Source organism: Mucilaginibacter sp. KACC 22773 (genome assembly GCF_028736215.1).
Classification (GTDB): Bacteria; Bacteroidota; Bacteroidia; order Sphingobacteriales; family Sphingobacteriaceae; genus Mucilaginibacter.
Map to the genome: position 1 here is coordinate 5,340,458 of NZ_CP117883.1, position 12,238 is coordinate 5,352,695.

11 protein-coding genes are annotated in these 12,238 nt (G+C 41.5%); 4 read left to right on the forward strand and 7 right to left on the reverse strand.

Features of this window, described 5'->3' with window-relative positions; all coding sequences use genetic code 11:
* Positions 1-105 precede the first annotated feature (105 nt).
* Positions 106-1,545 (forward strand): glycoside hydrolase family 125 protein, encoded by a 1,440-nt coding sequence (locus PQ469_RS22065; RefSeq protein ID WP_443192799.1) that lies wholly within the window; start codon positions 106-108, stop codon positions 1,543-1,545.
* A 98-nt stretch (positions 1,546-1,643) separates the two neighbouring features.
* Here the strand turns inward: PQ469_RS22065 and PQ469_RS22070 are convergent, their stop codons facing one another.
* The 3 genes from PQ469_RS22070 to PQ469_RS22080 all read right to left on the reverse strand — a co-directional run bounded on the left by PQ469_RS22070 (position 1,644) and on the right by PQ469_RS22080 (position 3,696).
* On the reverse strand, positions 1,644-2,408 hold the full coding sequence (locus tag PQ469_RS22070) for a hypothetical protein (RefSeq protein WP_274209603.1): 765 nt from the start codon (positions 2,406-2,408) through the stop codon (positions 1,644-1,646).
* A complete protein-coding gene (locus PQ469_RS22075) occupies positions 2,405-2,821 on the reverse strand; it encodes an ABA4-like family protein (RefSeq protein ID WP_274209604.1) in 417 nt (138 codons plus the stop codon). The genes PQ469_RS22070 and PQ469_RS22075 overlap by 4 nt, the downstream gene beginning before the upstream one ends.
* Before the next feature lie 293 nt (positions 2,822-3,114).
* Positions 3,115-3,696 (reverse strand): Crp/Fnr family transcriptional regulator, encoded by a 582-nt coding sequence (locus PQ469_RS22080; protein WP_090652320.1) that lies wholly within the window; start codon positions 3,694-3,696, stop codon positions 3,115-3,117.
* 610 nt (positions 3,697-4,306) lie between these two features.
* Between PQ469_RS22080 and PQ469_RS22085 the strand changes: the two genes are divergently transcribed.
* Positions 4,307-4,486 (forward strand): histone H1, encoded by a 180-nt coding sequence (locus PQ469_RS22085; protein WP_090652322.1) that lies wholly within the window; start codon positions 4,307-4,309, stop codon positions 4,484-4,486.
* A gap of 69 nt (positions 4,487-4,555) precedes the next feature.
* Here the strand turns inward: PQ469_RS22085 and PQ469_RS22090 are convergent, their stop codons facing one another.
* From PQ469_RS22090 to PQ469_RS22105, 4 genes are all read right to left on the reverse strand, one after another.
* Positions 4,556-5,353, reverse strand: coding sequence for a Fic family protein (locus PQ469_RS22090; protein WP_274209605.1), 798 nt, complete (start codon positions 5,351-5,353; stop codon positions 4,556-4,558).
* A gap of 102 nt (positions 5,354-5,455) precedes the next feature.
* On the reverse strand, positions 5,456-6,334 hold the full coding sequence (gene dapA, locus PQ469_RS22095) for a 4-hydroxy-tetrahydrodipicolinate synthase (protein ID WP_274209606.1): 879 nt from the start codon (positions 6,332-6,334) through the stop codon (positions 5,456-5,458).
* A 109-nt stretch (positions 6,335-6,443) separates the two neighbouring features.
* Positions 6,444-8,897, reverse strand: coding sequence for a DUF5686 and carboxypeptidase regulatory-like domain-containing protein (locus PQ469_RS22100; protein WP_274209607.1), 2,454 nt, complete (start codon positions 8,895-8,897; stop codon positions 6,444-6,446).
* A 584-nt stretch (positions 8,898-9,481) separates the two neighbouring features.
* Positions 9,482-10,711: an NADP-dependent isocitrate dehydrogenase gene (locus tag PQ469_RS22105; protein WP_090652327.1), complete on the reverse strand. Its 1,230-nt coding sequence runs from the start codon at positions 10,709-10,711 to the stop codon at positions 9,482-9,484.
* A gap of 210 nt (positions 10,712-10,921) precedes the next feature.
* On the opposite strand from PQ469_RS22105, the gene PQ469_RS22110 reads away from it, so the two are divergent.
* Positions 10,922-11,626 (forward strand): hypothetical protein, encoded by a 705-nt coding sequence (locus PQ469_RS22110; protein ID WP_274209608.1) that lies wholly within the window; start codon positions 10,922-10,924, stop codon positions 11,624-11,626.
* A 114-nt stretch (positions 11,627-11,740) separates the two neighbouring features.
* Positions 11,741-12,178: a hypothetical protein gene (locus PQ469_RS22115; protein WP_274209609.1), complete on the forward strand. Its 438-nt coding sequence runs from the start codon at positions 11,741-11,743 to the stop codon at positions 12,176-12,178.
* The last annotated feature ends 60 nt before the right edge of the window (positions 12,179-12,238 follow it).

Consider the following 12,238-nt stretch of genomic DNA (forward strand, 5'->3'; position numbering starts at 1 on the left):
TGGCTAACACAAAATGCCTGATACATCCCTGGTAAATTAATTTAGCACGTTGTTTTCGGATTGTAAAACACTTTTATATTTTTACAGCTACCATTCAAACTACTTATGATTACCAGGAGACATTTTATTAAAATTAACAGTGTGGCTACCGCCGGCTTAGGCCTGGGCGTTGTGCCTGCAACAAGCTGGTTGGGCAAAGCCGCACCGGTTTTTGAAAGCCACCGCCCCAAACCGGCCGACCGCAAGTTCACCAGCAAAGCGGTTGAGGCCACCATTCAAAAAGTTAAGGCAGATATTAAAGACCCGGAAATAGCCTGGCTTTTTGAAAACTGCTACCCCAATACTTTAGATACTACGGTAAATTATTCAGAAAAAGACGGCAAACCCGATACGTTTGTAATTACAGGTGATATTTTTGCCATGTGGATGCGCGATTCATCGGCACAGGTTTGGCCGTACCTGCCGTTGATAAAAAACGACCCGGCGCTTAAAAAAGTGATCCAGGGTGTGTTAAGCCGCCAGGCAAAATGTGTGCTGATTGACCCTTATGCCAACGCCTTTAACGAAGGCCCAACCGGCAGTGAATGGGACAGCGATGTTACCGATATGAAACCAGAACTGCACGAGCGCAAATGGGAAATTGATTCGCTTTGCTATCCTGTGCGTTTGGCCTACAACTACTGGAAAATAAGCGGCGATACCAGCTTTTTTGACGAAACCTGGCAAAAGGCAGGTAAAACCATACTGGATACCTTTAAGGTACAGCAACGCAAAAACGGCAAAGGTCCGTACCATTTTCAGCGTAAAACTGAAACCGCCAGCGATACCGCGCCAAACAGGGGTTACGGCAACCCGGTGAAACCGGTTGGATTGATTTGCAGTATCTTCCGCCCATCAGATGATGCTACGATTTATCCTTTCCTTATCCCTTCAAATTACTTTGCGGTAACCAGCTTAAGGCAAATGGCCGAAATGTATAGTGTGATAGGTAAGGATGCCAAAACAGCCGCCGAATGCAAAACCCTTGCCGCCGAAGTAGATGCTGCGCTAAAAAAATACGCGGTGGTAAATCATCCAAAATACGGCAAAATATTGGCTTTCGAGGTGGATGGTTATGGCAACCAGTTGCTGATGGACGACAGCAATGTACCCAGCCTGTTGGCCCTGCCCTACCTGGATTCGTTGCCGGTTACCGATCCGTTGTATCAAAACACCCGCCGTTTTGTACTAAGTTTGGATAACCCTTACTTTTTTAAAGGCAAAGTTGCCGAAGGCATCGGCGGCCCGCACGTAGGGATTGATTTTATATGGCCTATGGCTATCACCATGCGCGCCCTTACCTCGACAGATAAATTAGAGATTACCCGCTGCCTGCATATGCTTAAAAGCACCCATGCCGGTACCGGTTTTATGCACGAAGGTTTCCATAAAGACAATGCCAGCAATTTCACCCGCAAGTGGTTTGCCTGGGCAAATACGCTGTTTGGCGAACTGATTGTGAAACTGCACGCGCACCACCCGGATTTGTTGCAGAAGATTTTTTAAAAAAGCTATAAAATTAAAATGCAGAAGCTGTCACTTTTTAAGCGGCAGCTTCTTTTTATCACCAATAATCTGAATTGCCCATGATTGCCCGTGGACCATCAAAATACCGGCCTCCCCAACATGGCATTGTAAAACAACAGCGAAACCAGCACAAAATAAATTAAAGCAAAAACAACCGCCGGCCTGGCATTTTTAAGCCCGCTAAACAACACAAACAGCGGTACAATTTGTAGTGCATGCAGGCCCATAAAGTGCGCTATCCGTAAATCGCCGGCTATACGACTCCAGTTAAAAAGCGGTAAACCAGGGCCGCCATCGGCAGCGCCAACAGTATGCGCCATGCGCGATGCCATAATACCACCTTCGAATGCGAAAATACAGGCCATAATTATACCAAGGCGGATAGCCCATAGTAAGGCTGGTGTTAATTGTTGGGCCCTCACTTTAAAAAACATAATACCCATATAAAGTGCAAACAGGGTTTGCGAAACAATAACTATCCCCATAGCGCTAAATACCAACGCGTTATAAGCGCCCGAAGTGTTATAGTGCGATAGCTGCCCCCTTGCCGCCTGTGTCGCAATGGCCAGCATTTCAAACGTCATGGCGAAAACCGTAAAATTTACAAAGCGTTTTTTAAGTCGCTCAAACGGCAGGTATTGTAACAGTAAGGGCCAGGTTAGGCAATATATGGCGATAGAAATGGCAAACTTAATGGGCTTTGTCCATAGGTTAATGCCCATTAGTTGCCGGTGGTCAAATTGGGCTATAATGAACATTAGGGCAAACAGGGCCAAATGCCCTAATGCGCAGTAGTATAAAGCCGGACTAATTGTCCTGATACGGATGAACAAGGTTTTCATTGTGAGGATTTAATTTTGTAAATAATTTGATAAAGGAAATAGCCACAAGGGCCAAACATAAAGGTGAGCGCCAGGCAGGGTATAACCAGCCAATGCGAGACCGCCGAAGCCCGGGCCGATTTAACGATAGAAAAACCTATCAGTAAATCAAAAGCGAGGTAATGAACCCAGCCCGCAAGCAACAGTTTATCATTACTAAAAAGTATGCGAACTTCCTGTATCGACCCAAAACCACCGCCATGGATACTAAAAAAAACCGCTATATAAATGCAATAAATTGCCGAAAGCAATAAGGGAACAGCAGCGTGGTTAACTAACCACTGCGTAACTTTCCATTTAGGCATTACAATTAACAAAAGCCACTGCAAAGCAGCCATAGCGTTAACGATAGAAAAAACCTGTGCCGGATTCATATTATTTTTGATTTTGTGATGTTATTTTATTTATTAAGCTAAAAGCGGAAGGCATAAAGCTTAAAGCCAATAGATTGATTTTCAGCCTGGTCGACCTGTTTAACTATCAGACTCGATGTAAAAACCTGCTGATTAACCTTCAGCACGTTAACCTTGATCAAGCTAAAACTAAAACGCTTTAAGCTTTGTGCCTTCCGCTTTAAGCTTTATAATGAACAGCACAAAACTGGGGCTAATAGCTTAGTCCAAAAATGATGTGGGGTTAAAAAAAGAAGCTGGTTTATTAACCTAAGTTAACTTTTAGCGTTTGCCAGCCTGGCCCTGATGCGGCTAAGACTTTGCGGTTGAATGCCCAGGTACGAAGCAATTAAATGCTGGGGCAACCTTTCAAATATATGGGACTGTTTAGTAAGCAGGTCGAGATACCTATCCTCCGCTGATTGTAGTTTTAAATTCCGGTTGTTTCTGGCGGTGTCAATAAACAGTCTTTCGGCTATGATGCGGCCAAACCGTTCAAAGCGCTGGCTATGATTATACAGCGCCTGCATGTCGGCATAGCTTAGGGTAAACAGTTCACAATCTTCCAGGGCTTCAATAAAATCAGGCGATGGGGTTTGCAATAAAAAGCTTTCATAATCGCCAATCCACTCGCCCTCAAATGCAAAGCCTAAAGTGTTATCGCCCTTCTCGCTGCGCGAAAAATATCGTAACCCGCCTTTGAATACAATAACCATACTTTTGCAAACCTGGCCCTGTTTCAAGTAAAAAGCATACTTTTTTAAGCTTAACGGTTTAAGCCTTTGCATAAATAAAAAAAGCTCCTCGTCGGTAAAATCAACCAGCGCGCGTAATGATTTGGTAATGATTTCGTACATGGTAAAACCTGCTTGCCGGCAGCCAAATTTTAATAAAAAACTGCTTGGCCAAATATACGTGAATAATTGAAGTTGCTGTTCCATGCGAGGTGCATGGCTGCAGGCAAATCGCTTTTAGGTTTCTGTTACCCCAATATAAAGAAGATGTTATGGATGATACGGTATCTTCTTGCTTCGGCATACATTGCATAGCAGGCAAAAATCTCCCCAAAAAACAACATCCGAAATATGAAAAGAAACCTGCAAATTAATTAATCGCCGACAGATAAATCCCGGACCATCAAATAGACTGGATAATTCTAATTAATAAACTCAATAAAACGAATAATATATCGAATTGACACCATAAGTTGATTTTAATAATATTTAAAATACATATTATCAAGATATGCAATTTATCAATTAAGCATAATCATAATATACTAAGAAAAAATCTTCACTTTAATACTATAAAATTAGGCATTAAATACCTGCACAGGCTTCAAAATGTGGAAAAAAACCACTGTAAAGGCACTATTTTTCGACTTTAAAAATTTTTAATTAAAAAAAAACCTTATAGCTTAGCTTTAATTAAAAACAATAGACCTCATAATTTAAAAGGAGTAATTAAATGAAAAAATTTACTGAAGTAAAGGAGCTTGTAGCTTCTTTAGAGGCTGACGCCGACAAATTCTACAACAAAGGAAACAGCGCTGCCGGAACCCGTGTTCGCAAAGGCATGCAAGATCTTAAAAACCTGGCACAGGCAATCCGCCTTGAGGTTCAGGAGGCGAAAAACAAAGAAAGCTAAGGCAGATTTTTTGATCAATCTTATTCCCCTGATAAAAACCCGGTTACAATCAATAGCCGGGTTTTTTATTCAGAAAAGAAAAGTAAACCCGCCGCTCTTTGATGGCTTCTTCATCTCCTCAAACTTTTCAATCTCTTTACCAAGCAGCGATGCATATTCACTGTTCATAAAATTGCGAAAGACCTGAATATCCTCTTGCTCACGGGTATCAACCAGGGCTTGAATATAAGCCGCCTTGTTTTCGCTTTGTACTATAGCCAGAGGCAAATTATAATAAGCCTGAATGTAATTCATTAACAAACGCGAGGTGCGCCCATTGCCGTCATAATAAGGATGGATGCTTACCAGGTTAAAATGGGCATCAAAAGAAAGGTTCAATTGCCCCGCCACAGATAGGGGCTTGTCCATCTGGTCATTTAGTTTCGCCACCAAATCGCCGGTTAGCCTTTCCACCTTATCAAAATTCGGAAAATAAGAAACGCCGGCGGTAACGTTCCCTTTACGAAATACCCCGGTTGCCGGATCGACGGTACCCAGCATGGTATTATATACCTTTCCGGTGTTTTTCATTATCAACGCGTTTATCTGTTGCAAAAGGCTTACCGAAAGTTTATTTTTTGCTTTTGCGTTTTCAATGGTAAATAAAAGCGCGGCATGATGATCGGTTACCATGAGGCTTTCCTGCAAAGGTTTACCATTAGGTGTGCGGCCCTCGTTAATAAGCACCTGCGTTTCTATCTCGGTGAGGGTTGATCCTTCAATGCGGGTAGAGTGGTGATCGATAGCGATGAGGTTAAACCTGTCATGATCTATCACCCCGGCTATACCAAGATCATTATATTTTGCTATGAGTTTAACACAATCCATTTTATAGATACTAAAATAGGTATAAATTGTTATTAACTACATCCCAACAAAAAAGCCACATCAAAACTGATATGGCTTTTTTGCTAAATTAGTTTAGTTATTTTACGCTAAAGCTTTCGTTTCCTTAACTATCGCTTCGGCGGTAGCGCTACCCACCTGCACAAGCGGTAACCTTACAGCATCGCCGCAAATACCCAACTCCTTTAACGCTGTTTTTACACCGGCGGGGCTGCCATCGGCAAACATCAGGCGGGTAAATTCTATCAGGCTATAATGGGCCTTGTGGGCGCCTTTATAATCGTTATTAAGCAGCAGGCGCACCATATCTGACAGCTGGCGGGGCAGGGCGTTACCAATTACCGATATTACCCCCACAGCGCCTAAAGCCATCATAGGCAACGTAACCGGATCATCACCCGATATGAATAAGAACCCTTCGGGCTTATCCCTCATCAGCTGGTTAAACAAATCAAAATTACCCGATGCTTCTTTAATGCCGATTATATTTTTAAAATCGTTTGCCAGGCGCACGGTTGTAGCTGCACTAATGGTACTGCCCGTACGGCTGGGCACGTTATACAAAATAATGGGCAGTTGCGTATTTTGAGCTATTGCCTTATAGTGCTGGTAAATACCTTCCTGCGTTGGTTTATTGTAATGCGGGCTTGACGATAAAATAGCATCGTAACCAGCGGTGTTAAATGATTTTATTTGCTCAACAACTTCGTGTGTATTGTTGCCTCCAATGCCGGCAACCAAACCCACGCGCTTATTTACTGCTTCAGCGGTGAAGGCCCAAACCTGCTTTCGCTCAGCCTCGCTTAATGTGGCACTTTCGCCGGTTGTACCTAATGATACCAGGTATTCCACCCCGCCATCAATCAAATGTTCAATCAGGTTGCTCAACCCGTCGTAGTCAACTTGACCATCCGCCTGAAAAGGGGTCACCATGGCTACCCCTGTTCCGTAAAATATATTCATGAGTTAAATTAAAGGATGCTAATATAGGGAGTTAGTTTTGAGTAGTGGGCAATCAGTGGTGAGTTTTTTATTATTCCGTAAATCCGAACTCAAAACTCACCACTCAAAACTATAAAGATATCCCCACCCTTAACGCATTCCTAATATTACTACCCGTATTATAGCTGCGGCCGTACATTACGCGTACCAGGCCGCGCTGCATGCCAAAGCCCAGTTCGGTATAATTTTTAAGCGTTGGGGTCGAGAGGTAATTTACGTTGATGATCTCCTGCAACTTCAGGTTTCTTAAAACGGGGATCTTATTGGTTATAAAACCCGAAAAGTTATGTTCCAGATGGCCTTCAAGGTATTTATCGGCTGTGCTGAAGGTGTAATAATCTAACAACAAAAAACGGTTGAACGATGGCTTGTATACATGGGTTTGGTCGCCATCAAAATGTTTGTAATCGGGGAAGTATATTTTACTTGCGTTGATAAACTTACCTGCGCCAATAAAAAACGACGTTTGGCCGTAGAATCCAAGGTCGATATCCGATTTAGAAATGTCGGCGCTTAGCTGGTCGTAATCTACATCGCTGCCCAGCACACCGCCTATGCCTTTTGTATAGTTAATTCCGATTGTTGGATACTTTGAGGGTAGATAACGGCGGCCGAACGGATAGGTTTCATACCTGTTGCTAAAATCATAACTGGTGCGGACGCTTATTTTAAAAGATTGATTTTGGGGGAATAAAGGTACATCCTGTATTGATAACAGCGGGTTGTTTGAAGTAAACTGCCGGTTATTTTTATTAAAAAAGCTATAATCGGTTGTATTGGGCAGCCATTTACGGTTGGCCCATTCTACATTGGCACTTGCCTGCCAGCCACCGCTGATACGGCCGGTAAGCGATGCCGATGCAAATTGTTTTTGGTAAAGTTTCTGGAAATTCTCCCGCCTGAAAAGCGTATAAACCGAATTTACAAATGCTGATAAAGGCTGCAGGTTATTAAGGTCGATAACGTCTGATCCGGCGTTAAAATTCAACGTCATCTGTTTTACAGGGACGGAGACACCAGCAACTCCGCCAAACAAGTGGTTACCAAAGCCGTAGCGCACCCGAGCATTTACAGCTATAAAGCGGCTATCAACCGTATCAATCATCTTAGTAAACCCTACCCCGTAGTTGATGGCCAAACCTTCAACAGTATTGTATAAAACCGAGTTGAGTACGCTGCTATAATGAAAAGATTCTTTTTTGTAACGGTTACGGGTATCAATACCCGTGAGCAACAGGTTGCTTAATTTAAAGGTGTTATTGGCCTTATCCAATGAATCAAGGTATAGTTTTGATTCCCGTTTGACAGCCAGTTTTCCTTTTACTTGGTAATCTTTCTTCTCTTCATCAGTAAGCGGGATGGGCCGCTCCTGTGCCCAGTAAACCGAATCTTTATCGTGCCCTTTGGTAATGTTAATGCGTTCGGCAAAATCCTTTTTGTTGAGCACAGGGGCCAGGTTGTAGTTTTTATATACACTTATAAAATATCCACCCAGCTTAAAGCCAAAAACACCACCTGTAAATTCAAACTTAATAGTGGCGGGCATCCAGGTTCGGGCATCAACGGGATAAAACTGCTGGCTTATCTTCAGCGTATCTACGTAGTTGATATTGGCTTTTTTGGTAATAAAAAGTTGTAGCGCGGCAATACGCCAGCTATCGTCCAAAATATAAATATATCCTTCAAAACAAGGATCATAACCGCGTTTGGGTGTTACTTGTATTTTGTTGATGGTTTCGCCGTTCTCAATGGTCATCCCTATCAGTTTATAGTTATAATAAAACAGGGCATTTTCGGCAATGGGCGATACCAGCGGGCGGTTGCTCAGGCGTTTCCAGCTTTCAAAATTCTGGTAAAAGTTCACCAGCATATCTGAAGCACGGTTAAAGCTGAAGGCCCGGTTATAGCCCGATACCTTTGAGGATACCTGCACCTCGTGCACCAGATCGGGCTGCATAAAGCTGTATTTCGATTCGGACTCCGACAAGTAAACGATGCCTGTGCGACTGGAATCAAGCCCGGCCTCGCTGGTGGCTTTTTGTACATCAAAACCCATAAACTTTTTAGGCGCAGCCAGCAATTTTTGCAAACCTTTTATATAAATATCGCAGGTATAGGCTTTCACCTCGTTTAAATAGGTTTTACGTTTTTTGATGGCCTTACGGATAATTGCGTAGGCGGGGTCTTCGCCTCCTGCGCGTATGGTAATATCTTTAAGCTGGTATGTTTCTGTTTTCAGGCTGATGTTAATCACCTGATTTTGGTTAAGGTTTATCTGTTTAATTTGTTGTGTATAACCAACAGCTTTAAATTGCAGCTCATAATTACCGGGTGCTAATTGCAGGGAATACACACCCTCGCTATTAGCCGAGACCCCTTTAGTAGTATTTTTTACATATACGGAAGCAAACGGAATGGGGTGGTTATGCTCGTCGGTAATTTTACCGCTGATAATACTAAACTGTTGTGAAAATACATGGACACTTAAACCGAAAAACAGTATTAACAGTAAGCTTAATTTCATTTAGTTTAGTTTACACTAAGATGTAGCTTATTTACTAAATGTTACAACAGTTAATTGTTAAATTATGTGAAATATGTATAACGACGTAATTTCAGGAAGCCTCCTTCGAAGGGTTAACATCCTTAGTGCCTAATGAATTGTGAACCTTGTTTTTAAGGTTCCAATCCGCTATGTCAACTAATCCCGGTTTGGTTTGGTAATGATTATCGTGTTTGGGGCACCTGATTATAAATGTCCCCTTTTTCTGCTCAATAACTGGCCTTGCACCACAATCTTTACAAGGCTCAACAAAAATGTTTGCCTGAATTTGTATGAAACCTTTCATAACCGGATTTTTTTTGCTGTAATTATAAACATAGTATTAGGCAAATAACTTTATAAACTTACGTAAATATTACTGTCCGGTTTTTGACTCAATCAAAAAAAGCATTTTAAGTCATTATTATAGCAAAAATTGCTGTCGTCTCCTCTCCGATTTGGCCTAAAAGTAAGCCTTTGGCTTTTTATACAAGCAGTAAATACCATCCAAATAAAACGCCCGTCCTTTTTGAAGAACGGGCGGTCAATATTAAAAGCTACCAGGCTTATTTACCTAACTTTGCTTTTAAGTTTTCGTCTATCGCTGCCAAAAACTCTTCGGTGTATAAATAATCTGTGCCGTGCTCAACTTTCGGTTTAATAGTAATGGCCAAATCTTTGGTCATTTTACCGCTTTCCACAGTTTCAATACAAACTTGCTCCAAAGCTTTACAGAAATCTATCAGCTCCTGATTTTTATCCAATATTCCCCGGAACTCCAAGCCTCTTGTCCACGCAAAAATGGATGCAATTGGATTGGTAGATGTTGGTTTACCAGCCTGGTGCTCGCGATAATGGCGGGTAACTGTACCGTGTGCAGCTTCAGCTTCCATAACCGTACCATCAGGTGTAACCAGCGTTGATGTCATTAAACCCAAGGAACCAAAACCTTGTGCTACCGTATCAGATTGTACGTCGCCATCGTAGTTTTTACAAGCCCAAACAAAGTTACCATTCCATTTAAGGGCAGATGCAACCATGTCGTCAATTAAACGATGTTCGTAAGTAATACCGGCTTCAGCAAATTTTGCCTTATAATCGTTTTGGTAGATTTCTTCAAAAATATCCTTAAAACGGCCGTCATATTTTTTAAGGATAGTATTTTTGGTTGATAAATATAAAGGCCAGCCTTTCATTAACGCCTGGTTAAAGCATGCATGTGCAAAGCCCTTGATAGATTCATCAGTATTATACATAGCCAGAGCTACACCGTCGCCTTTAAAATTAAATACCTCAAATGATTGTTCTGCACCGCCATCTTCCGGACTGAAAGTGATTGTTAATTTACCTTTTCCTTTGGTAACAAAATCGGTAGCACGGTACTGATCGCCAAAAGCATGGCGGCCAATACATATGGGGGCTGTCCAGTTTGGTACTAAACGTGGTACATTTGCCATAACAATAGGCTCGCGAAAAACAGTACCATCCAAAATGTTACGAATAGTACCATTTGGCGACCGCCACATTTGTTTTAGGCCAAATTCTTCAACACGCGCTTCATCGGGTGTAATGGTTGCACATTTAATACCTACACCATATTTTAAAATAGCATTTGCGGCATCAACGGTTACCTGATCGTTGGTTTCATCACGGTACTCGATACCTAAATCGTAATATTTGATATCCAGGTCAAGATAAGGGATGATCAATTTGTCTTTGATGAATTTCCAGATGATCCGGGTCATTTCATCGCCATCCAGCTCAACTACCGGATTTTCTACTTTAATTTTTGACATAGCTGACGTTGTTTTCTTTATTTTAATGGCTTCAAATATATTAATTTGAGTTTACCAAACTAACTAAATAGCATATGAAAATAATTGATGGCTATATAATGACGATTTATTACGACAGTTTATTGTTTTTATAAACTTTGATGCTATTTTTATAAAATTAAACGTTATTACCCCAACGGGCTGGCAAACCAACGCCCTGTTACTTGTATTATGATAAAATTCATCACTAAAACCGTTCTGATAATAACCATTTGTACAGTTTCCTTTTTAGCTAAAGCACAGGTTGGATATGACTATGCCCAATATGATGTGGGTACAGCAGTTGGTGTTAATATTGCCGCTATGGCCGATGTAAATACATTTACTGTTACTCCATCTGTCCACTTTAATTTTAATTACAACCAAAGCCCTTTTGTTAATTACGTGTTTGAACTGCAAGTTGGCCGTTTAGAAGGGGGCACACTTGCATCATCGTCGGGCAGAATGTTTGAAAACCACTTTACAGCTTTTTCATTCAGAGGCCAGTTACAGGCCGGCGAGTTTTTGGATTATTCTTCGAGCCCATTTATGAATGTGATGAAAAACTGGTATGCATCAGCGGGCATTGGCTATATATCAAACCATATTGTGTCTAAAACAGACGACAAACGCGGCCTTCAATATACCCCCGCAGGCGACAATAACGCCCAGACACCATTTTTACCTGTAAGAATTGGGTATGAATTTAAGCTGTATAATCAATATAGCCAGCCGAGCGTTAAAATTGACATAGGATATCAATATAATTTTATGTTTGGCGATAATTTAGATGGTTATACATCAGCAGGTAATAATGATGCCTATGCTCAATTTACCATTGGTGTAAAATTTGCCATTGGTGGTGTTACCTCATACCGTAAGCAAATTCATTATTAATAATGGGTAACTCTCCGTTCTGGCTCCTTTGCACTGTTTGCACGTAATATCTTATTACTTGTTGTTTTTTTGGCAAGGTTTTTACTGTATCTTTAATTACAAATTACAAAATCTATGAACGCTCAAAATATCAACCCCGGCGATGAAGAAGACGATGCATTAACCGATAATGCCAGTGATCGTGACCTAACATTAAAAGATGAACTTGGTGAAATTATTGATACAGAAGATCTGAATTATAACGAAGAAGAGGACAGCTTTGAATACGACGTAAAAAGCGACGACCCGGATTACGACCACCCCGACCCTTACAAAACATCGGTAAAAAATGGCGAAGACATGAACTCCACGTATGATGAAGCCAACCCTTATGATGCTGCAGATGGTGAATATGCAAACAAAAGATCCATTGAAACAGATGTTGACGACCTGGGGATGCATATTGATGATGGTGACATTGTTGAAGTGGATGCCGCTGATGCCGCGCTTGCCCATACACCAGAAGACGACCGGGACGACCTGGATGAAGAGGGATATCCTAAAAATATTTAAGTTTCGAGTAATGAGTTTTAAGTAATAAGTTTAAAATTGATTGTTAAAAAACAACTCAAA

Excerpts from the sequence above, each read along its gene's own strand:
- dapA (WP_274209606.1), bottom strand. The coding sequence starts at position 6,334 with ATGAATATATTTTACGGAACAGGGGTAGCCATGGTGACCCCTTTTCAG.
- PQ469_RS22090 (WP_274209605.1), bottom strand. The coding sequence starts at position 5,353 with ATGGATTGTGTTAAACTCATAGCAAAATATAATGATCTTGGTATAGCC.
- PQ469_RS22115 (WP_274209609.1), top strand. The coding sequence starts at position 11,741 with ATGAACGCTCAAAATATCAACCCCGGCGATGAAGAAGACGATGCATTA.
- PQ469_RS22070 (WP_274209603.1), bottom strand. The coding sequence starts at position 2,408 with ATGAAAACCTTGTTCATCCGTATCAGGACAATTAGTCCGGCTTTATAC.
- PQ469_RS22105 (WP_090652327.1), bottom strand. The coding sequence starts at position 10,711 with ATGTCAAAAATTAAAGTAGAAAATCCGGTAGTTGAGCTGGATGGCGAT.
- PQ469_RS22100 (WP_274209607.1), bottom strand. The coding sequence starts at position 8,897 with ATGAAATTAAGCTTACTGTTAATACTGTTTTTCGGTTTAAGTGTCCAT.
- PQ469_RS22075 (WP_274209604.1), bottom strand. The coding sequence starts at position 2,821 with ATGAATCCGGCACAGGTTTTTTCTATCGTTAACGCTATGGCTGCTTTG.
- PQ469_RS22080 (WP_090652320.1), bottom strand. The coding sequence starts at position 3,696 with ATGTACGAAATCATTACCAAATCATTACGCGCGCTGGTTGATTTTACC.
- PQ469_RS22085 (WP_090652322.1), top strand. The coding sequence starts at position 4,307 with ATGAAAAAATTTACTGAAGTAAAGGAGCTTGTAGCTTCTTTAGAGGCT.
- PQ469_RS22065 (WP_443192799.1), top strand. The coding sequence starts at position 106 with ATGATTACCAGGAGACATTTTATTAAAATTAACAGTGTGGCTACCGCC.
- PQ469_RS22110 (WP_274209608.1), top strand. The coding sequence starts at position 10,922 with ATGATAAAATTCATCACTAAAACCGTTCTGATAATAACCATTTGTACA.